Here is a 19,450-nt window from a genome sequence, read left to right as displayed (position 1 = left end):
TAAATTATACTTGAAACTATACTTTCAACCCCCATCTTAGTATTATAAATTTTGTACGTATACAAATTATGCAACATAGAATTACAATCGGAGAACATTAATGTCTGAGCAGTCAAACCAGACTTCACCTGAAGTAGAAAACATTGAAGCAGTAGTAGAATTAGATCAAGTTGAAACGACAGAGCAAGAAGCTTCTTCAGAGCTAAGCCCTGAAGCTGAAATTGCAGTATTATATGCTGAATTAGAAGAAGCTAAACAAACGATTGCTAATCAAAATGAAAATCTAGCTAATCAAAAAGATAGCGTAGTACGTGCCGCCGCCGAAGTAGATAATGCGCGTAGACGTGCAGCACTTGATATTGAAAAAGCACATAAATTCGCACTAGAAAAATTCGTAAATGAGTTATTACCTGTTGTTGATAATTTAGATCGTGCAATTGAATTTGCTGATAAAGAAAATGAAGCATTAAAGCCATTAATCGAAGGCATTGATATGACTTCAAAAAGCTTTGTTGATGCGGTTAAGAAATTTGGTGTTGAAGTTGTAGATCCTCAAGGTGAAACTTTTAATCCTGAATTTCATCAAGCAATGTCATTACAGCCAAGTGCTGATGTAGCACCAAATACAGTTATTGCAGTGATGCAAAAAGGCTATACTTTAAGTGGTCGTTTATTACGTCCTGCTATGGTAATGGTTTCTAAAGCAGCTGAGTAATTAACTCAGTCGCTTTAAATAAAAAAGGTTTAACTTATTAAGTTAAACCTTTTTTATTTGTCCTGTGAAGCTGGCTAATCGGAAATATCTATACCCATGTTACTTCAAAATGCATGTTTCAGAAGATTTGTCTCAGCGAGTTTAAACAGGGTTTATACTGCGTTATTAATTTTGATAAGGGATCAACCATTATCTTCAATTAATGCCTTACCTAAATCCTGTTTAACTCTCGCTGAAATCAAGTATTTTGAGGTATCATGGGTATAGAACATAGGCAGAAGATAACAGTTTATACGGACAACTTGTACAAAGAATTCAAAAAGGTGAAAAGTGCCAAAGGAGCAGCTGGAATAGATGGACAGTCCATAGGTGTGTTTGCCTTGGTTTTTGAAGTAAACTTAAAATAACTGCCACTTGAATTGCAGACCAAACATTATTGAGTACAACCAGTTACACGGGTCAAAATACCCAGAGATTTTGCTGGTGCGTTTAAATTTCTTGGTATCCCCGTTGTTCCTGATCGAATAGTTCAATAAATGGATTGAACACTCTCCAACCGAGCCTCTATATTGATTTTCATCCGTCAGCGATGAGTATATACCCAAGCCACTTCAAGATGTGAGGTTCAGGACTGCTGAGCAATTCATGATCTAGGCGCATCTTTGCATTAATGGTTACTCCCTTAAAAAAAGATGGACCGGCAATATGCTCCTGCATTGCTCTAGTACCTACATCCATGCAGGCAACAACGAGCATGATTTGCTCAGAAGTCCCTGTAAGGTTGGTTTATAAATACTTTATGCAGCGTTATTGATTTTGAAAAGGGAATAACCATGTTCTTCAATCAATGCCTTGCCTAAAGTATTTCTAATTCCAACTGAATCCTGCATCTTGAAGTGGTTTGGGTATAGGCCAAAGCGAAGTTACAATGATACCATCAGTAAAGTGACATAGGTTTACCTATTATAGATAAAGTGAGATAAATATTTTGCTCTTAGCTTTATTCATGATTTAATTAGCGTCCTTTGATTTGGGAATATATAAATGAAAAAGCGTTTTGATAGTTTATCTCCTGAGCGTCTTCAAACAAGAAAGCAAGTACACGAAGTTTGTCGTTTATTTAGTAAGAGCCCTAGTAAGGGCAACCTAAAACGGTTGAAGTCTATTTTTGGTTCATGTGGTCAAGATGTATTTATAGAATCTGGTTTTCATTGTGATTATGCAGATGGAATATTTTTAGGCGATCGTGTTTTTATCAATATTAATTGTACGATATTAGATGGAGCAGAGGTAAATATAGGTCAAGATACGCTTATTGGTCCAAATGTACAAATACTGACGGTATCACATGATGTTAACCCACAAGAAAGATTAAATAAGTATAATTATGCAACAAATATTCAGATAGGAAAAAATGTCTGGGTTGCTGCAGGTGTTATTATTCTGCCTGGTGTGACAATTGGAGATAATAGTGTAATAGGTGCCGGTAGTGTGGTTAGTAAAGATGTTGATCCTGATAGTCTCTATCTGGGTAACCCTGCAGTCAAAGTGAAATCACTTTAGGTAGCAGTTAAATTGTCTTTTAAGTCAGAATTTTCTTTTTCTAAGAGCCTTACCTTAGCCATGGCTTGTTCTGCACTTCTGGTTAGCCTTTCAAATGTAGTGCTTGAATTTTGTTTTATAAAATCAAGCTGCTCCATTAATCTTTCATTTTCAGATTTAGCCTGATAACCCACAGTTTGTTCACTAATCAATTTTTCTTCTAAGCTTTTAATTTTGTTTATTGCTTGCTCAGATTTGTTAGTTAACCTTTCTAGAGTAGATGTTGAATTATTTCTGATAAAATTCATTTGTTCAATTAACTTTTGGTTTTCTTGTTTCATGTTTTTCAAGGCTGTTTTTGCGGCTTCGGATAATTTCTGTGCTTTTTCTACGGTTTCCTTTTGGGCTTTTAACGTATCATTTAAACTTTGATTATACTCATTAGCAGATGTATTTTTTTCTTTTAAATCATAAACTCTATCTTCTGTTTTTTTTAGTGCTGTCTGTAGTAATGTTTTAGCCTCTAGTGCATCATCTAGTCTTACTGTTTTTAGTTTTAAGTCTTTTTGGAAGTCGGATGACTGAGATCGTAATTTATCGTTTTCAATTTGTGTTTCATTTAAACAGTTGTGAGTTGTTGTTAGTAAGTTAGCTTTACTTTTTACTTCATTTTTTAGTTGATAAATTTCAGTTGCATAAGACTCTTTTGCTTGTGCTATATGAGATTCTTTGTCTTGTGTTAACTCTGTAATTTTTGATTCATAATCATGAGTTAGTGATTGAGTTGATAAACTATGCTTCTGGTTTATTTCATTTAATTTAATTTCAAAACTTTGGGTCAGTGCAGCTAGTTTTTTTTCATAGATCTCGACTAAAGAAATTGACTCATTTTTATGTGCTAAAGTCTGTTGTTCAACTTGAATTTTAAAACGATTTTCTAAGTCTGATATTTGTTCATTATGAATATGTTTATTTGATGCGACCTCATTTTCAAAATCTTTTGAGGCTAAAGAGATTGTTTCAATTTCTTGGTTTAATTGTTCTATTTTAACTTCGAAATTTTTAGTCAGCTCGTTAATGCTTTTTTTATTAGATTCATCTAGCTGTGTAATTTTATTTTCGTAGCTATCTGTAAGCTCAATAGTAGTTGTTTTTAATGTTTTTTGTAAATCATTAATTTCGTTATGATATTTTAATTTTTGCTGATTTATATTTGTATCTAACTTAGAGATTTGTTGCGTTAATTGTCTAACTCTATTTTCTGACTCTTGCAGACTTGAAGCCGTATTTCGTTCAATTTCTAAAGAAAATTCTAATTGTTGTTTTGTCGTTTTATTTAAAGTTTCAGCCTGACTAGTTACTTCAGTTTTAAATGCATCTAAAAACTCATTACTAAAAGTTTGTTTATTGACATTGGGATTAAGATTGATTTGAGCTGAATCATTAGCAGCTTCATTTCGCCATTTTTTATAGTGAATGATTACTTCAGATTTAGGTAATTGGGTTTGTTCAAAAATGCGATCTAAAGATAATCCTTCCTTAGTATCAGAAAGTGCATCACATATTTTTTTTATTTGTGCGTAATGAGCTGACATGATAGTCCTATGTTTTTTTTCTACTTTAGAATCAAGCTTTATTGTATAACTAAATAGAATATAAGGTCTAATGTAGTTTAGAACACTTAAAATCATGAATTAACTACATTGATAATTCATTTTAATTTTTAATACAATAACTTACCCCAATTTTATGATCCTATACTATCTGATTTAGATTTATTTTACAGAGTAAATATTAATAATATTTAAAAGCTATTAAAGTGAATGAAGGGAACTCAGACAATGGTATTAGTAAAAATGTATTAGGCACCGTTACTAATGTTATAACTGTGCCTAAAAGTATAAATAAAGTTATATGAGTTTACATTACTCGCATGCCAGGATGAGAACCCTCGTCAGGGTTTAGGATGTAAATTTCCTTCCCTCCAGGACCAGCTGCTAATACCATTCCTTCAGACATTCCAAAGCGCATTTTACGAGGTTTTAGGTTTGCTACCATAACAGTTAGCTTACCTTCAATATCCTCTGGCTGATAGGCAGATTTGATACCAGCAAAAACTTGACGTGTTTCACCGCCTAAATCGAGTGTTAATTTCAGCAGTTTATCTGCACCTTTGACATGCTCAGCTTTAGCAATTAAAGCAACACGTAAATCTATTTTTGCAAAGTCATCAAATTCAATCTCATTAGTAATAGGGTCTTTTGCTAAAGGACTGTTAGGGTCTATTATTGTTTTTGGAACAGCTTCAAGACTTTCTTTTGAATCATCTAACATAGCATTCACTTTATCCATTTCAACACGTTGCATTAATGCTTTGAATTTAGTGATTTCATGTCCTGTTAATTGTGTTTTAGCACTTTTCCAAGTTAACTTTTCATTTAAGAAAGCTTCAACGTTTTTTGCCATTTCTGGTAGGACAGGTTTTAAGTAAACCATTAATAAGCGGAATAAGTTGATACCTAAAGAACACACTTGATGTGCTTGTTCTTGTGTATTTTCATTCTTAATTAATACCCAAGGCGCATTTGTATCTATAAACTGATTCGCTTTATCGGCTAATGCCATTACTTCTCTAATAGCGCGACCAAATTCTCTATTTTCATAGCTATTTGCAATTGATTCTGACGCATCTTGGAACTCTGTAAATAATGCTTGATCCATTATTGTATCGCTTAACTTGCCATCGAACTTCTTAGTTATGAATCCAGCACAACGACTTGCGATATTGACAACTTTACCAACGAGATCTGAATTTACACGTTGTGCAAAGTCTTCTAAATTTAAGTCAAAATCTGTAATGCCAGAATTAAGCTTAGCGGCGAAATAATAGCGTAAGTACTCAGGATTTAAGTGTTCTAAATAAGTACGGGCTTTAATAAATGTGCCTTTAGATTTTGACATCTTTGCGCCATTAACCGTTACAAAGCCATGGGCAAATACATTTGTTGGTTTACGAAATTTAGCGCCATCAAGCATTGCAGGCCAAAATAAGCTATGGAAATAAATAATATCTTTACCAATGAAGTGATATAACTCTGCTTTTGAATTTTCATCCCAAAACTCTTCGAAATTAAGATCTGATTTATCACATAGATTTTTAAAACTTGCCATGTAACCAATTGGCGCATCTAACCAAACATAAAAGTATTTACCTGGTTCATCTGGGATCTCGAAACCAAAATAAGGTGCATCTCGGCTAATATCCCATTGTTGTAATCCATCAGTAAACCACTCTTGTAGTTTATTCGCCATTTCTTCTTGTATAGAACCAGAATACAACCATTCTTTTAACATGCCTTCAAATGCAGGCAAATCAAAGAAGAAGTGCTCTGAATCTTTAAGTACAGGAGTAGCACCTGACATAACTGATTTAGGGTGTTTTAGCTCCGTAGGGCTATAGGTAGCACCACATGAATCACAGCTATCACCATTTTGATCTACTGAATCACAACTAGGGCAAGTCCCTGTTACAAATCTATCAGGTAAGAAAATAGATTTTTCAGGATCAAATAATTGCTCAATAGTACGCTTCTTTATGAAACCAGCATCATTTAATCGCGTGTAAATTAAAGAGCTAAGTTCTTTGTTTTCTTCAGAGTGTGTACTGTGATAATTATCAAATTTGATATTAAAATCAGCAAAGTCTCTTTGTCTTTCAAAACTAACAGCAGCAACCATTTCTTCAGGTGTAATGCCTTGTTTTTGAGCGTTTAGCATGATTGGCGTACCGTGAGCATCATCAGCACAAACATAATATGCTTCATGGCCTCTAAGCTTTTGGAAGCGAGACCAAATATCAGTCTGGATATATTCCAGCATATGGCCAAGATGAGTCGGGCCATTCGCGTAAGGAAGCGCGCTTGTGATGAGGATTTTTCTAGGTGCCATAAGTTTTTTTACCGTATGTTATTTAATTTGCTTTTATACTTAAAAATGTAATTTATAAGTATTTTAAGCACAGACTGGTTTTAATACCGTGAATGTTACATAATTTAACAGCATTTTTCATTACAGAAACTCGAATTTCTCATCATGTTTAGTTTAAATAAGTTATTTAATCATTCAAAATCGCAAAAAAAGCATAAAAAAACACCACAAGAATGTGACTTCGAAGTTTTTTTGGAAAAATCCCTTGAAGATTATCGTAGTGATGTATTCCCGATTGGTCTGCTTGATTGCAGCTCAATAGTCGAGTTGAACCTCCAAAGAAGAAATGATTTTTTAGATGCTATAAAATTAACATTAGAATTGAACTTTCCTGCAACTGGAGAAAAAGGCCGCTTAGAAAGTTTTTTAATTGAAAAGTTAGCTGTAAAAGTTGAATTAACTTTAACGTGCAAATTGAAAGAACCTGCAAAAATCCATCACATTAAACACATTGTTTTAGTTGCATCAGGAAAAGGGGGGGTAGGTAAATCGACTACAGCTGTTAATTTAGCTGTTTCATTGAAATGTGAAGGGGCAAAGGTGGGGATTTTAGATGCTGATATATATGGGCCTTCCATTCCTATTTTATTAGGCCTTGAAGGTGAAAAACCTCAGGCGAAAGATAAAAAAACCATGTTACCTTTCGTTAAAGATGGCATAAAATCCCAATCAATAGGATTTTTAGTACCAGCTGAAAGTGCAATGGTTTGGCGTGGTCCTATGGCTTCAGGTGCTTTAAGTCAGTTATTAAATGAGACTGACTGGGGAGAATTGGATTATCTTATTGTAGATATGCCGCCTGGTACTGGTGATATTCAATTAACAATGTCGCAAAAAGTCCCTACGAGTGGTGCTATTATCATAACAACACCACAAGATCTTGCTTTAGCTGATGCACAAAAAGGCATTGCAATGTTTGAAAAAGTAAATGTGCCAATATTGGGCTTAATTGAGAATATGAGTCATTTTATTTGTACTCATTGTGGACAAACGAGTCATATATTTGGTCAAGATGGTGGTAAGAAAATGGCACATAGGTATGGCGTACCTTTATTAGCAGAGATCCCCTTACAATTGGCTATTCGAGAGTATGGCGAACAAGGTAAAATGATTGCTGCTGAATCAACATTAGATATTAGTGAACATTATCGACAAGCAGCAAGATTAGTGGCAAGCCAGTTATATTATCATCACGTAAATAAGAGCAACGTTGAAATCATTATTACAGATGATTAAATTTTAATAATTAATTAAATGATCTAACGGGTTGTTTTCAAAATAAAAGGCTAAAATTAGTAATGAGATTATCAGATCTTCATATCAAAGAAAGTTTACAAACAAAACATATTAAAATTACACCCAAACCGACTGAAGATATGATTTCAGGCATTACAGTTGATTTAAGGCTTGGTAATAAATTTAGAGTTTTTAAAGAACATGCGATGCCTTACATTGATTTAAGTGGACCTAAATATGAAGTCAATAAATCAATGGAAGCAATTATGAGTGATGAAATTATCATTAATGATGATGAAGCTTTTTATTTGCATCCAGGTGAACTTGCTCTAGCAATGACCTTTGAATCGGTTACCTTGCCATCGGATATCGTTGGTTGGCTAGATGGTCGCTCTTCTTTAGCGCGTTTAGGCCTTATGGTACATGTTACCGCTCATAGAATAGATCCTGGTTGGTCAGGCAATATTGTTTTAGAGTTTTATAACTCAGGAAAATTACCTTTAGCGCTAAGGCCTAAAATGAAAATTGGTGCATTGAGTTTTGAAACTATGTCTAGCCCAGCAGAAAAACCTTACAATGCACGTAAAGATGCTAAATATAAAGATCAGAGAGGAGCTGTAGCTAGCAGGATCAGTGATGATGAATCATAGCGCTATAAAATTTTAATATATAAGCGTTATAAAAAATTTCACTTTTTCTCATGTTTTACATGGCACATTTTTATAAAGCTCCATACTTGTATCAAGGATGTTTTTATGGGTACGAGTATGATCTTACAAAGACGGCTGTTTTTATCTTATCAGTTTTTTATTATTTTTTAGCCTGCCTAGTTATGCTGATACCGATATTTCATCATTACCTCCAGTAGAATCAATTCAAATTTAATTAATTTCTTTCGCTTTTTCTGAGCGTTATAGAAAAAGAATTAAAACAAATTTACTGTTCCACTCACGATCCTGTCATTGGATTACCTAACCGTTTAGTTTTACAAAAACAATTAGCACAATTACAAGAAGATAAAAAAAGCACACTTTAAGAATTATAAAACCAACTACTTACTGATGCCCGTTCAAGCTTTGGAATTCGACATGAAAATGATTATTTAACTGCAGTGGCAAAACAGTTAAATGTACAATTGTCAGGTTTAGATTTAGCAAGTATAGATAATAAAGATAATAGTAGACCAAACCATATATCCCGATTTAACGATGAATCTTTAGCTGTTATTTTATACGATGAAATTCCGAGTGATTTAATTGAGCAATATGCATTTTTAGTAAATGCAACACTAGAGGGATGTGTTGAAAATGAAAACATAGCAAACATACTAAAACAATATGGCTGTGAAATCGCTCAGGGATATTATTTTGGCAAACCTATGCCTTTTGCGGATTACTTTCAGTGGTTACAGCGTTATAAACAAACAGGGTGAATTCAATTTTTAATAAAATTGGTCATCATTTTGTTCAGTACATTATATAAAGCTTGAGTATCAATATTTTCTAGTACTTCTAAGCTATAAGCCATCGCTTCTAATGATGAAAGGCTATCAGATCTTTTTGATTTTCTTATTATATATTGATTTTCAGGTAGGTTAGCAAAGCTTAGAGTTTTAAAATGTGTCAGCCATGGATTTTTCATTTTCAATTTATATGCTTTTTTCCACGTACCATCTAAGATAATTAAATTGATCTGTTGTTTATCTTTCTGAGCGAGAGTTTCAATGTTCACAGCATTATCATCAGGATATAATAAAAAAGTATTTTCAGGTGGGAGGTTTTTTATAGATTTAAAGTCATCAGGCTCTTCACCAATAAAAACTTCTATACTAGGTAAACATAATTGTGCCAGTCTAACTGTATTTTTGGCCGCTTTTAGTTCACTAGGATGCTGCATGACATAAATTTTAGTTTGGCAATTAACTTTTGACACGGCATTGCAAACACATGTTTTTATTGGATAATGACATCTTTTACAAATGGGTCTAGACATATAAATTTTAACTTATAGGTTATTTAATAATAGAGATATTTTAAACTGCTAAAATAAAACTAACAATGGATTTTATTTTGGTTTTTAACAGATCAGAGTTTACACTGTTATTTAGAATAAATTTGTTTTGGTAATTTTAATATACTAAACAGATATGAGGTTTTTATGGAAGATATGGTTATTGATGAGGATGCCCTTTTAGGCATGAAATCTTTATTAGGTGAACATTTTAATGATACTTTGGATTTTTGCTACAACGAATTCGATCGTCTAAATCAAGAGTTAAAGCAAACAATTAATAATGATAATGAAAGCGCAATAAGGCATGCTCATAGTTTAAAATCTAATGCAACACAATTTGGTGCATTATCATTAGCTGAAATGGCTAAAAATGTAGAGCATTCGCTTAATAAAGGAAATTTAGACGAAGCATTAACTTATGCGGCTTTACTGCAAACATTTATAGATAAAACAAAAAAAGAAATAGATATATGGAGAATTAACTCGTAAAATACATAAATATATGCCTACAAGTATAATATGTAGGCAAAAATGATATGAAAAGTGATTTATTGATGATCCCATGAAATATTTGAAACTAAACCGCAACCATCACATTTAAAGTCAAACAAGCCGAATAAAGGTTTTATTAGGCGCCAATCACCATTACAACTCGGGCATTGTCTTTTTTGTTCAGAAACTTTATTTAAGCCGCCCACGCGATATAAATAATAAAAAACAGGTTTTTTAGTTAATTCACTGATACGTTTTCTTAATGTTTGTCCTCGACGGTATAAATCACTGTCAATCTCAGCTAATTCTTTTATAGCAGAAAATTCACAGCGTGTAGCGCCATTGATTTGAATTTGATCACATGCTTGCCAGTCTTCTTGCCATTTTATAAGCGCTTTATAATCACCATTTGCGATAGCTGGAATTTTATATAAAGGCACAGGCATAAAGTCATCACCACAATATATAGGACTGCATGTATGAACATAAGTTGTGTATATAATATAGCAACTTGATTCAGAGCACGTATCAGCACCATTAGCATGGATATCTTGACCTATTACTTTTGTTTTTGGCTGTAATAAACCTACCTCATTGAGTTTTTCTAAACTGCTTTTTACAAAAGGGCTATGATAAAGTGGATGCAATGAATCTTGCTCTGGACACATAACACGTGTAAGAAAGTAACCATCTTTTAACACTGTAGGAAACTCTTCACCAATAATTTGACCATTAAAACGTAAGGCATTTACTAAACGTATAATGGCCTTTTCAGCAGCCTCTAAAGTCGTATCTTGGTAACAATCAAAAGTTAAATCAACAACAAACATTTATGTATTACCTATTTTTTTTGAGTCTTGTAATAAAGTTAAAAGCTGATCTAACTTGTTTTCAATTCTATCTAGCTGAGATTGAGATGAATTTTCTTTTACTTTTTGTATATTTGATTGTTTTTCATCAATTTTGAAATTATCAGGGTCACTTTTATATCTACCTAAAACTGAAATAATAATAGGCATAGGTACCGATTGGCTTAAGTGGCCCTTTATTAAAGCGACAGAAGGCACTTTGTCTTGCACGAGTATTTTTTTTATTGCTTCAATAACAAATTGTTCCATAAAGGCACTCTTTAAAGCTAAATTGGTTAAATTAGCTAAATTTTAGCGTGAACATAATGATATAACTAGCCGTTTTTAAAGTTAATAAAATATATCCTTTAAAAACAATCTGTTAAATATTGGCTTGAAAATTGATTAATTATTTCCAGAATTAAACTATTTATTGGATAAAATAAAATGAAAAAAATATTAACTGCATTACTTCTAGTATCTCCTTTAGCGTTAACTGGCTGTGTAATTGCAGTAGATGGTGCTGCGGATCACTATTCACAAGATAGCTGGGAAGTAAGGCAAGATAGCAATAGAGCCATGATAAGTAATTTAGAATTAGGTCAATCTATTGAGTTAATTAAAGCTAAGCTAGGCACCCCTGACTTTTATGAAGTGTATAATAAAAACTCAGAACATACACAAGTATTATTTTATCGCACGCATAGAACTGATTCTGATAGCAAAACAACAAAAGATGAATGTCATTTTTTAAAGTTTAAAGATAGTAAATTAGTTGTTATAGGTGATGGTGTAAGTATTTCAAATCATTTATAAGCAATATAATTATCAGATATCAAGATTTATTATTACTGAATTAATCTTGATATCACTGGCTTGTTAATTTCTCAGCAAAGCATCAAATTGATCTATTACTTCACTCCAATCACCATCTTCCGCTAAAGACTCAGTTAAAAAGCTCGCTTGACCTTTAGTCCAAAATGGCGCCTCATTAATATGAATCGCACTCGCTAGCTGATGTTCTGCAATAAATGAATCAATGCCAGCTTTAGAGTTATCTAAACCAAGTTGTGCAAATAAATTTATTAAATTGTGCAAATTTGTATCCATTTTATTTCCCAATTGTGAAATTAGCTTCTATATAAATATAGAACATAATAATAACAATGGAATAAATATGGACACAACAATAGCATCGAATAAACCAAATGAAGCATTAAAAGCGATATATTTAACAGCAGAGGATTTAAACCTCGCTGCGAGTTTACTATATCAAGCATATCACGATGACCCGCTATTAATGGAAATATTGAATTCATCTAAAAGCTCTTCATTTGCATATGAAAAAAAGTTAAGAGCATTGATCCGTGAAGAACTAAATTGTTTTTGGCAAAGGCATGAACCTTTAGTGGGTTTGTTTAAAGAAGGGGCTTTAAAAGCTGTCGCTTGCGTTTTTAAATCAGATAGTAAAATAAAAGCACAAAGAATGTGGCATTGGAGGTTGAAACTCATGTTAAGTGCTGGCTACCTGACAACACAACAACTAATAGAAAAAGAAAATACTATTAGACAAGCGCTAGATGAATATGATTATTATCACTTTTTAGCTTTTATAGCCGTAGCGCCGGGTATGCAAAAACAAGGGGTTGGTAGTTTTTTATTAAGGGCACTAGATGATCTTATTAATACTGATGATGATACTTTAGGCTTAGCAGTATATATTACCCGTGATGATTTAAAACCTTTATTTATAACTGACGGTTTTAAATCGATAAAAAAACTTGAATTTTGTAATATTAGTGGTGATCTGTTATTTAAATTAAAAGCGAGTATTTGATAATAATACTGATCAGTTAAACAAAATTAGTTTGCTTTTTTATAAAATAATATCAGAACCCGATGATCATAAATCATCGGTTTTTTTATGTGAATTAGTTCCTGTTTTAGAGGGAGGATGATTTTTAGCTGATTTTTTCTTCTTTTACTGATGTTTTATGACCGGAACTTATCGAAAACTAGTCTCGCTGAACCCAATGTCGTAACTTTAAGAAAATGAAGGAATCCAATAAAATCGTTAATGGTCAGCATAAGGGAAGTTTTAGTGTGAGATATATCCTACATTAATGTAAGTCAGAACGTTTGTTCCTGTTATTTAAAGTTAAATTTACACTATAACTTATTGATATTTATTGTAATAGTGTTTATTACAATAAAAATGTAAAAATAAAATCGTTATTTTTATCTAATTTTATTTCATATTTCACTTAATATAAGTCTTGTAGGAAGCACTAAGGTCATAGGAAATGACTCACTTGTCATAGAATGGAATTAAGACAGATATCAGGAAGATGTCAAAGGGATATAAAGGAAAGGGATAAAGATACTCAGGAAGGTACATTATTAAATGATTTAATACTCGGTTAATTGGATTAACCACAGTCATGGAATGGAACTAAGACAGATGTCAGGAAGATGTCAAAAGGATAACAGGAAAGGGATTTAAGGACGCACTCAGTGTTAAATGAGTTAGCACTAAACAGGATGTTATGGACATTTGCATGATGCAATTAGGATGAGTTAGGAAGACTCAATAGATCAAGGATAGGCAGGGAAGGTTTGGACACCTCAGGATGAGGCAAGGAATAGAGTCAGGATGACTTAGTTAGGTTTTATGGATAAAATCTTTATATGGATATTTAAAGGTAAGGTAATCGCTCAAGGTGAATGGAAAAATAAAATTGGGGCGTAGCATTAAGCTTCGCCTTAGTTCTTTTTGTAGAAAAAATTGATTTTATATTTTATGAGGCGGTACGAATACATTCACAAGTTTAATATCTTCCATAGTCAATTCAGCTTGATAACGACTTTGGCCATCACTTGAAAAATCAAAAATAAAAATGCTTTTTAAGCCCGGTTTTCCGGAGCGTAATAAACCTAATCTTTGCTTTTTACAGGCAACGTCTAATAATTGAACCTGAAGTTTTTCAGCCTGATTTTTTGCATGAGTTTGTGCTGCCTCAGCTATTTTTCGGTTTAACCAAAAAAAATAAATAACTGCCGAAACTGCAATAATTAACCAAAGTGACGCCATAAAATAAATCCTATATATGTTTACTTGTCTGATTTATGAAAAAAGCTTACCAATTGCACGTGCTAATGCATCACTACGATTATCAACTCTCAATAATGCTAATAACTGAGGGCGAATAGTTGGAATAGCAACTAAATCAGCAAAAATACCTGAAAATAACTCCGGATAGTCTTCTATATACGCAACGGTATCCATAAATTGGTGCAAACGCTTCAGTTCACTCAAGCTTGCCCAAGCACGGCCTGTAATTGTCAAAATAATATCTAGGTTACATGCTAATTCTGAACTTAAAATTGTATCAATTACATCGTTTAATAAGGTCTGTGCTTTAGTATGAGATAAACACCTCAAGTAGTTTACTAATGCAGGTACATCTTTATTTTTAATTGCGTTATGGGTCAGCTCAATTAGTTTTTCAGTAAGTGAGGTTGGAATTTCAATATTTTCTAACATAGACGCAAGGGGTGTGCATACTTCTACTGGTAAGTATGCAAAAGAATTGATTAAATTTGTTACGTTCTCGGTTTTATCAAGTCGAAAAGAAAAGTCTGCAATACCTTGTAATGAAAGAGATTTCCAGTCTTTAAATCCTAATTTACCACTAAAATAAAGTTGAGTTGATTCATAATAAATAGAAGCAGGTTTATTTGTTTCTACTTTCATTAATGCATTAAATGCTGCGCGCTTATTGGCATTTGGTGTGAATACATAAGGGTTGTTATTAAGCTGTTGGACGTCTTGTTGGCTGGTTATTTGAGTACCTAAGGCTTCTAAAACCATGCTTGCAAAATGATCTCTACTTGCTTGTATAAGTTTACTTTCTTCATCTAATGGAAGTTTTAAAAACCAAATGTATGGCTCTTCAGTTTGTTTTTTATCCCAAAATAAAATGGCTATCAATGCGTGTTTTTGTAATGGACTAGGGTAAGGGATTTGGGCATCTTCAATTTTTGAAAAAGTTTCTTTATTAATTTTAGTGATACGGCGACCAATATCATAGACTCGCCATTGCGTACCAGCTGCATCTAATAAATTTGCCAATGTTGATATATTACTATCCATTAGTTAACCTTAAAAATATAAATTGATGCGATTATAAAGAGTTTGCTTAATCGTGCCAATAACTTGTTATAATCATGCCAGATCATACTAAGAGCATAACTGAAAGTAGTTAAAATGAGTGAAGTAATAAACACAGATGAAATACAAGAGGCGTTAACCGCACCAGAGCTAACTATTTTGTATCAAGATGAATATTATGTGGCAATTGATAAACCTACTGGATTATTAGTGCACAGATCATTTTTAGATAAACATGAAACACAATTTGCTATGCAAATGCTCAGAGATCAGATTGGCCAACATGTTTACCCTGTGCATAGGTTAGATAGACCGACATCAGGAGTACTTTTATTTGCTTTATGTTCAGCATCAGCTCGAAAGATGAATGAAGTATTTATTGCTCATCAAATACAAAAAAGGTACTTAGCACTGGTTAGAGGTTTTGCCCCTGAGCAAAGATTATTAGATAAACCTTTAAAAGAACAGCTAGATAAAATAGCTGATAAATATGCCAATCAAGATAAACCTGCTCAAAGTGCAGTCACTGACTTTAAATGCCTAAAACAAGCGAGTTTAGCTATTCCTTTTGGGAAATATCCAAGTATTCGTTATTCATTAGTTGAATGTTTCCCTCGAACAGGGCGTAAGCACCAGATCAGAAGACACTTAAATCATTTAACTCATCCTATAATTGGTGATGTAAATCATGGAGATAATCGTCATAATCACTTTTTTAGAGACCACTTCAAGTTAAGACGCTTAATGTTATTTGCTACAAACTTCAGCTTTAAACACCCCTATACAAATGTGCAAATAAATATTGAAGCTCGCTTAGGAGAAGAAGTATTATCAATTTTTAAACAATTAGGTTGGTCAGATTCAGAAGAAGCTTATCACCAAAAAGGATAATGATATGACACAAGTTAGTATTTTTGTTGGTTCAGTTTATGGGGGAGCAGAAGAACTCGCTTTTACCTTGGCAGAAGAAATAAAGTCAAACAATCATCAAGCTCAGGTTTTTTTACCTGGAACAGTCAATGACGTAAAAAATGCAACTCACTTACTATTTGTGACATCGACTACAGGAGCAGGCGATATCCCTGCTGAACTGGAGGCTTTATATTTGGAATTAACGAATCAATTTCCTCTGTTAACAGATATTCCGTACGGTATTATAACACTTGGCGACAGTAGTTATGACGATACATTTTGTGGTGCAGGAAAAAAAATAGATGTTTTATTACAAGAGCTACAAGCTAAACCATGCATTGATAAGTTAGAAGTTGATGCGTGTGAAGATTTTGAACCAGATAAACCGGCTTTAATATGGTTAGAATGTTTTTTAAAAACACTTTAAATATTGTTAAAGTGGGAGTTTATACCCAAGCTCCTTCAAAATACGAGTTTCAGTTGGAATTGAAAAATGATTTAGGCAAGGTATTGATAACTGGGAATGGTCACTCCCTTGTTAAATTCAATAACGCGATATAAACCGTTTTTAAACTAGCCTTTTATAGTAGGCATTTCATTGGCGTTTAATATCTGCGTTCCAACTTATTTAACTAGCGAAGCGTAAATCTCGGGGGCTTGCGGCCGAGATTTTTATATAAACTAAATATTCCAATAACATCGTTGCTTTCAATTCCAATCGCCTGCTATTACTCAATCAAGCGCCTTGTTCTTGAAAATTTATCCTTATTAAAATTTGATCACTAACTTACTCGTATTGGTATTAGATATATCTCTATATTTTTTGCAATTGAGACCTATTATTTTTGAAGTTTTAATAATTAACTTTTATTTGAAGATATTCTAGTTTAACGACACTGAAATTCGCATATTAAGCGTGTTTGGGTATAGAATACTTATAAGTTGTAAAATAATAGAGTTAAGTAATAGGCGATATGGATCACAGACAAATAGTTCTCGATACAGAAACAACAGGCATAGATCCAAAACAAGGACATAGGATTATCGAAATTGGTTGTGTAGAACTTATCAATAGACGTTTAACGGGTAATAACTTTCACGTTTATGTAAACCCTGATCGCCCAATTGAAGATGAAGCGATTGACGTTCATGGTATTACAAGTGAGTTTTTACGAAATAAACCTCGTTATCATCAAATTGCGCAAGAGTTCTTTGATTATATAAAAGGTTCAGAGCTTGTGATCCACAACGCCGCGTTCGATGTGGGTTTTATGGATCATGAATTTGCAATGTTAAATACCCGTTACCCAAAAACGGCTGAATATTGCAAAATACTCGATACACTTAAAATGGCCCGAGATTTACACCCAGGACAAAAGAATAACTTAGATGCCTTATGTCGTCGATATGATATCAATAACTCAAAGCGCACTATGCACGGGGCATTACTGGATTCTGAAATCTTAGCCGATGTTTATTTAACGATGACCGGTGGTCAGGTAAATATAAATTATGGTATGGAAGGCGCTAAAATGGATAAAGAGGGCGAGATCATTCGTCTGGTTGCCGATAGAGTACCATTAAAAGTACTGATGGCTACAGCAGCTGAATTAACAGAACATGAATCTAGGCTAGATGTTGTAGGGGATAGTTGTCTTTGGCGTCAATAATAATCTAAGTCTAAACTAAGTACATAAATAGAAAGTTAAATATATGGTGTCAATTAAGGTTTGAGTATTAAAGAAATCTGATAATGTGAAAAGGCAAGTAAATGTCTATGACGCCTATAAGGAAGTGAGTATGAAAGCGACAATTTGTTTATTAGTAAGTTTAATTAGCCCATTTGTACTTGCTGTTGAAACAGATAAGGCATTAAAGGTAATACAAAGAGATGCGGATGAAAATGAAGTTAAATTACTAAACAATCGCTTTCGAATAGATCATAAAGTTGATGAGATTACTTTACTCTTTTTTAGGAAAAGGGGGTCTTCACCTGTTATCTTAATTCGCCCTGATGGCAGTAAAATGTATGCCACTCAAGGGGTCACAGGTGAAATTGAATGGTATGATGATTTAACCTACGACATTATTAAAATAAAAAAACCTATGCCAGGGCCATGGCAAGCAGTGGGTGATATCCTACCAGAAAGCAAAATACTGGTATTAAGTGAAATAGAACTTCAAGTAGACCCTTTACCTGAACTTATGTTTAAAGGAGAAACAATTAAGCTAATAGGTAAGTTAACTAATGGTGGACAACCAATTACTTCAGGCCATTTCAGAGACGTTGTGACACTTGATGTCGATTTTGTCAGTACTAACAATAGTGAACTTAATAACTTTGGTGCAGAAACGGTTCGTGTTGCTGAGTTTAAAGATGATGGTAAAGGATTTGATGAATACCCAGGAGATGCTGTATTTACTGGCGAATTTAAACTGAATTTTGCAAGTGGTCAGTGGCGACCTGAATTTTATTTAATCACCCCTTTAGTTGAAAGACGTTTAGTACATGAACCTGTTATGTTAGAAGAGGCGCCTTTTGACTATACATTAACATTAGCTGAAGCAGCAGAACCTGAACACGTATTGAAAATAAAAATTGATGAAACTAAAGTAGATCCAAAAACAATTTTGTTTCAAGGTAAAATTTATTACCCAAATAATGAAGAGCAAGCATTTTCAATTCCCGCAAATGAAACTGCAAACAGAACAATCTCATTAATCAACTATGATTGGGGTAATTACTCTGTAGAGTTCTCGGCATTTGGCACAAGTGTGAATGGCAGAGAATTCATGATAGATATAGATAATTATACTTTTAGAATTGATCCACCAATTGAAGATGTCGAACAAAAAAATCAAACAACTCCAAATTCTGAGAATGATATAGCGTTAGATAAGACAAATAATGCATTATTAGAGCAACAAAAAGAACCAGAGATAAAAACAGGTAAATTAATAACTATCATTTTGATCGGCAATTTAGTGATTTTAATTATTGGTGGGTTATTTTTTAGATTAGTAGTACAAAATAAGCCTTTGTTTAAATTTAATTTCAAATTTAAAAGTAAAAAAAGTGTAGTGGAGGAGGAGCCTAGTTTTGATGATTCAAATGAAAAATCTAAAAGTGGTCGTAAATCAAACGATAACGATGAAATTTTAAACCTTTCTATCTCAGATGACTAAAAATTGCAGAAAATTGAAAATAATAGTTGACTCTATAGGGCCTCATTCGTATTATTCACGCCGCCGACAAGGGAGACCAAGTCGGCAAGCAAATTAGCGGAGTGGTAGTTCAGTTGGTTAGAATACCGGCCTGTCACGCCGGGGGTCGCGGGTTCGAGTCCCGTCCACTCCGCCAATATTTGTACTGTAACAGATAAATAATAAGCTGGAGTGGTAGTTCAGTTGGTTAGAATACCGGCCTGTCACGCCGGGGGTCGCGGGTTCGAGTCCCGTCCACTCCGCCAACATTTATTGTTATATCGCCGATAGGCATTTGTTTTATTCCTTTGCGGAGTGGTAGTTCAGTTG

Annotated in this window: 22 protein-coding genes and 2 tRNA genes; 15 read left to right on the top strand and 9 right to left on the bottom strand. The window is 33.4% G+C overall.

Going from position 1 to position 19,450, the window contains the following annotated elements; all coding sequences use genetic code 11:
* Positions 1-100 precede the first annotated feature (100 nt).
* Together grpE and CJF42_RS27435 are read left to right on the top strand one after the other, a co-directional pair.
* Positions 101-715 (top strand): nucleotide exchange factor GrpE, encoded by a 615-nt coding sequence (gene grpE, locus CJF42_RS10775; RefSeq protein ID WP_095366694.1) that lies wholly within the window; start codon positions 101-103, stop codon positions 713-715.
* A 257-nt stretch (positions 716-972) separates the two neighbouring features.
* Positions 973-1,122: a hypothetical protein gene (locus tag CJF42_RS27435; RefSeq protein WP_170940574.1), complete on the top strand. Its 150-nt coding sequence runs from the start codon at positions 973-975 to the stop codon at positions 1,120-1,122.
* Between the two features lie 169 nt (positions 1,123-1,291).
* Here CJF42_RS27435 and CJF42_RS27430 read toward each other — a convergent pair whose 3' ends face one another.
* Positions 1,292-1,471: a hypothetical protein gene (locus CJF42_RS27430; RefSeq protein ID WP_170940573.1), complete on the bottom strand. Its 180-nt coding sequence runs from the start codon at positions 1,469-1,471 to the stop codon at positions 1,292-1,294.
* A 288-nt stretch (positions 1,472-1,759) separates the two neighbouring features.
* Between CJF42_RS27430 and CJF42_RS10765 the strand changes: the two genes are divergently transcribed.
* Positions 1,760-2,278 carry a sugar O-acetyltransferase gene (locus tag CJF42_RS10765; RefSeq protein ID WP_095366693.1) on the top strand — a complete coding sequence of 173 codons (519 nt, stop codon included), beginning with the start codon at positions 1,760-1,762 and terminating at the stop codon, positions 2,276-2,278.
* Here CJF42_RS10765 and CJF42_RS10760 read toward each other — a convergent pair.
* Positions 2,275-3,852 carry a hypothetical protein gene (locus CJF42_RS10760; RefSeq protein WP_095366692.1) on the bottom strand — a complete coding sequence of 526 codons (1,578 nt, stop codon included), beginning with the start codon at positions 3,850-3,852 and terminating at the stop codon, positions 2,275-2,277. The genes CJF42_RS10765 and CJF42_RS10760 overlap by 4 nt on opposite strands.
* A gap of 325 nt (positions 3,853-4,177) precedes the next feature.
* Positions 4,178-6,205: a methionine--tRNA ligase gene (gene metG / locus CJF42_RS10755; RefSeq protein ID WP_095366691.1), complete on the bottom strand. Its 2,028-nt coding sequence runs from the start codon at positions 6,203-6,205 to the stop codon at positions 4,178-4,180.
* 144 nt (positions 6,206-6,349) lie between these two features.
* On the opposite strand from metG, the gene apbC reads away from it, so the two are divergent.
* The 3 genes from apbC (at position 6,350) to CJF42_RS10740 (ending at position 8,912) form a co-directional block, all read left to right on the top strand.
* Positions 6,350-7,480, top strand: a complete 1,131-nt coding sequence (gene apbC / locus CJF42_RS10750; protein WP_095366690.1) for an iron-sulfur cluster carrier protein ApbC — start codon at positions 6,350-6,352, stop codon at positions 7,478-7,480.
* Between the two features lie 62 nt (positions 7,481-7,542).
* Positions 7,543-8,130 (top strand): dCTP deaminase, encoded by a 588-nt coding sequence (gene dcd / locus CJF42_RS10745; protein WP_095366689.1) that lies wholly within the window; start codon positions 7,543-7,545, stop codon positions 8,128-8,130.
* A gap of 461 nt (positions 8,131-8,591) precedes the next feature.
* Entirely contained in the window at positions 8,592-8,912 is a 321-nt protein-coding gene (locus CJF42_RS10740) for a hypothetical protein (protein ID WP_095366688.1), read from the top strand.
* Between the two features lie 2 nt (positions 8,913-8,914).
* On the opposite strand, the gene CJF42_RS10735 is transcribed toward CJF42_RS10740, so the two are convergent.
* A complete protein-coding gene (locus tag CJF42_RS10735; RefSeq protein ID WP_095366687.1) occupies positions 8,915-9,472 on the bottom strand; it encodes a tRNA-uridine aminocarboxypropyltransferase in 558 nt (185 codons plus the stop codon).
* Between the two features lie 165 nt (positions 9,473-9,637).
* On the opposite strand from CJF42_RS10735, the gene CJF42_RS10730 reads away from it, so the two are divergent.
* Complete coding sequence (locus CJF42_RS10730; protein WP_095366686.1) at positions 9,638-9,982, top strand: Hpt domain-containing protein; 345 nt, start codon at positions 9,638-9,640, stop codon at positions 9,980-9,982.
* Positions 9,983-10,041: 59 nt separating this feature from the next.
* On the opposite strand, the gene CJF42_RS10725 is transcribed toward CJF42_RS10730, so the two are convergent.
* Positions 10,042-10,815 (bottom strand): Zn-ribbon-containing protein, encoded by a 774-nt coding sequence (locus tag CJF42_RS10725; RefSeq protein ID WP_095366685.1) that lies wholly within the window; start codon positions 10,813-10,815, stop codon positions 10,042-10,044.
* Positions 10,816-11,103, bottom strand: coding sequence for a hypothetical protein (locus CJF42_RS10720; RefSeq protein WP_095366684.1), 288 nt, complete (start codon positions 11,101-11,103; stop codon positions 10,816-10,818).
* A 177-nt stretch (positions 11,104-11,280) separates the two neighbouring features.
* Here CJF42_RS10720 and CJF42_RS10715 point away from each other — a divergent pair, with 177 nt between their 5' ends.
* Positions 11,281-11,649: a DUF3192 domain-containing protein gene (locus CJF42_RS10715; RefSeq protein WP_095366683.1), complete on the top strand. Its 369-nt coding sequence runs from the start codon at positions 11,281-11,283 to the stop codon at positions 11,647-11,649.
* Between the two features lie 63 nt (positions 11,650-11,712).
* On the opposite strand, the gene CJF42_RS10710 is transcribed toward CJF42_RS10715, so the two are convergent.
* A complete protein-coding gene (locus tag CJF42_RS10710; protein ID WP_095366682.1) occupies positions 11,713-11,943 on the bottom strand; it encodes a DUF2789 domain-containing protein in 231 nt (76 codons plus the stop codon).
* Between the two features lie 67 nt (positions 11,944-12,010).
* Here CJF42_RS10710 and CJF42_RS10705 point away from each other — a divergent pair, with 67 nt between their 5' ends.
* Entirely contained in the window at positions 12,011-12,670 is a 660-nt protein-coding gene (locus tag CJF42_RS10705) for a GNAT family N-acetyltransferase (RefSeq protein WP_095366681.1), read from the top strand.
* A gap of 954 nt (positions 12,671-13,624) precedes the next feature.
* Here CJF42_RS10705 and CJF42_RS10700 read toward each other — a convergent pair.
* Positions 13,625-13,924, bottom strand: a complete 300-nt coding sequence (locus CJF42_RS10700) for a DUF3301 domain-containing protein (protein ID WP_095366680.1) — start codon at positions 13,922-13,924, stop codon at positions 13,625-13,627.
* 33 nt (positions 13,925-13,957) lie between these two features.
* On the bottom strand, positions 13,958-14,986 hold the full coding sequence (locus CJF42_RS10695; protein WP_095366679.1) for a DUF3549 family protein: 1,029 nt from the start codon (positions 14,984-14,986) through the stop codon (positions 13,958-13,960).
* A 114-nt stretch (positions 14,987-15,100) separates the two neighbouring features.
* Here CJF42_RS10695 and truC point away from each other — a divergent pair, with 114 nt between their 5' ends.
* The 6 genes from truC to CJF42_RS10665 all read left to right on the top strand — a co-directional run bounded on the left by truC (position 15,101) and on the right by CJF42_RS10665 (position 19,386).
* Entirely contained in the window at positions 15,101-15,895 is a 795-nt protein-coding gene (gene truC / locus CJF42_RS10690; RefSeq protein ID WP_095366678.1) for a tRNA pseudouridine(65) synthase TruC, read from the top strand.
* A 4-nt stretch (positions 15,896-15,899) separates the two neighbouring features.
* Positions 15,900-16,343 (top strand): flavodoxin domain-containing protein, encoded by a 444-nt coding sequence (locus CJF42_RS10685; RefSeq protein ID WP_095366677.1) that lies wholly within the window; start codon positions 15,900-15,902, stop codon positions 16,341-16,343.
* A 547-nt stretch (positions 16,344-16,890) separates the two neighbouring features.
* Positions 16,891-17,586, top strand: coding sequence for a DNA polymerase III subunit epsilon (gene dnaQ / locus CJF42_RS10680; protein WP_095366676.1), 696 nt, complete (start codon positions 16,891-16,893; stop codon positions 17,584-17,586).
* A gap of 130 nt (positions 17,587-17,716) precedes the next feature.
* Entirely contained in the window at positions 17,717-19,102 is a 1,386-nt protein-coding gene (locus CJF42_RS10675) for a TIGR03503 family protein (RefSeq protein ID WP_095366675.1), read from the top strand.
* 98 nt (positions 19,103-19,200) lie between these two features.
* Positions 19,201-19,277 (top strand) — tRNA-Asp (locus CJF42_RS10670).
* A 32-nt stretch (positions 19,278-19,309) separates the two neighbouring features.
* Positions 19,310-19,386: transfer RNA gene (locus tag CJF42_RS10665), tRNA-Asp, on the top strand.
* Positions 19,387-19,450 lie beyond the last annotated feature (64 nt).

It is taken from the genome of Pseudoalteromonas sp. NBT06-2, from assembly GCF_002276045.1.
Lineage (GTDB): Bacteria > Pseudomonadota > Gammaproteobacteria > Enterobacterales > Alteromonadaceae > Pseudoalteromonas.
Note: the sequence above shows the minus strand (reverse complement) of the source record. Positions and strands in the feature narration are given on the sequence as shown.

Excerpts from the sequence above, each read along its gene's own strand:
- CJF42_RS10705 (WP_095366681.1), top strand. The coding sequence starts at position 12,011 with ATGGACACAACAATAGCATCGAATAAACCAAATGAAGCATTAAAAGCG.
- CJF42_RS10720 (WP_095366684.1), bottom strand. The coding sequence starts at position 11,103 with ATGGAACAATTTGTTATTGAAGCAATAAAAAAAATACTCGTGCAAGAC.
- grpE (WP_095366694.1), top strand. The coding sequence starts at position 101 with ATGTCTGAGCAGTCAAACCAGACTTCACCTGAAGTAGAAAACATTGAA.
- CJF42_RS10695 (WP_095366679.1), bottom strand. The coding sequence starts at position 14,986 with ATGGATAGTAATATATCAACATTGGCAAATTTATTAGATGCAGCTGGT.
- CJF42_RS10715 (WP_095366683.1), top strand. The coding sequence starts at position 11,281 with ATGAAAAAAATATTAACTGCATTACTTCTAGTATCTCCTTTAGCGTTA.
- CJF42_RS10735 (WP_095366687.1), bottom strand. The coding sequence starts at position 9,472 with ATGTCTAGACCCATTTGTAAAAGATGTCATTATCCAATAAAAACATGT.
- dcd (WP_095366689.1), top strand. The coding sequence starts at position 7,543 with ATGAGATTATCAGATCTTCATATCAAAGAAAGTTTACAAACAAAACAT.
- CJF42_RS10700 (WP_095366680.1), bottom strand. The coding sequence starts at position 13,924 with ATGGCGTCACTTTGGTTAATTATTGCAGTTTCGGCAGTTATTTATTTT.
- CJF42_RS10765 (WP_095366693.1), top strand. The coding sequence starts at position 1,760 with ATGAAAAAGCGTTTTGATAGTTTATCTCCTGAGCGTCTTCAAACAAGA.
- CJF42_RS27435 (WP_170940574.1), top strand. The coding sequence starts at position 973 with ATGGGTATAGAACATAGGCAGAAGATAACAGTTTATACGGACAACTTG.
- dnaQ (WP_095366676.1), top strand. The coding sequence starts at position 16,891 with ATGGATCACAGACAAATAGTTCTCGATACAGAAACAACAGGCATAGAT.
- apbC (WP_095366690.1), top strand. The coding sequence starts at position 6,350 with ATGTTTAGTTTAAATAAGTTATTTAATCATTCAAAATCGCAAAAAAAG.
- metG (WP_095366691.1), bottom strand. The coding sequence starts at position 6,205 with ATGGCACCTAGAAAAATCCTCATCACAAGCGCGCTTCCTTACGCGAAT.
- CJF42_RS27430 (WP_170940573.1), bottom strand. The coding sequence starts at position 1,471 with ATGCTCGTTGTTGCCTGCATGGATGTAGGTACTAGAGCAATGCAGGAG.
- truC (WP_095366678.1), top strand. The coding sequence starts at position 15,101 with ATGAGTGAAGTAATAAACACAGATGAAATACAAGAGGCGTTAACCGCA.
- CJF42_RS10730 (WP_095366686.1), top strand. The coding sequence starts at position 9,638 with ATGGAAGATATGGTTATTGATGAGGATGCCCTTTTAGGCATGAAATCT.
- CJF42_RS10710 (WP_095366682.1), bottom strand. The coding sequence starts at position 11,943 with ATGGATACAAATTTGCACAATTTAATAAATTTATTTGCACAACTTGGT.
- CJF42_RS10725 (WP_095366685.1), bottom strand. The coding sequence starts at position 10,815 with ATGTTTGTTGTTGATTTAACTTTTGATTGTTACCAAGATACGACTTTA.
- CJF42_RS10685 (WP_095366677.1), top strand. The coding sequence starts at position 15,900 with ATGACACAAGTTAGTATTTTTGTTGGTTCAGTTTATGGGGGAGCAGAA.
- CJF42_RS10760 (WP_095366692.1), bottom strand. The coding sequence starts at position 3,852 with ATGTCAGCTCATTACGCACAAATAAAAAAAATATGTGATGCACTTTCT.
- CJF42_RS10675 (WP_095366675.1), top strand. The coding sequence starts at position 17,717 with ATGAAAGCGACAATTTGTTTATTAGTAAGTTTAATTAGCCCATTTGTA.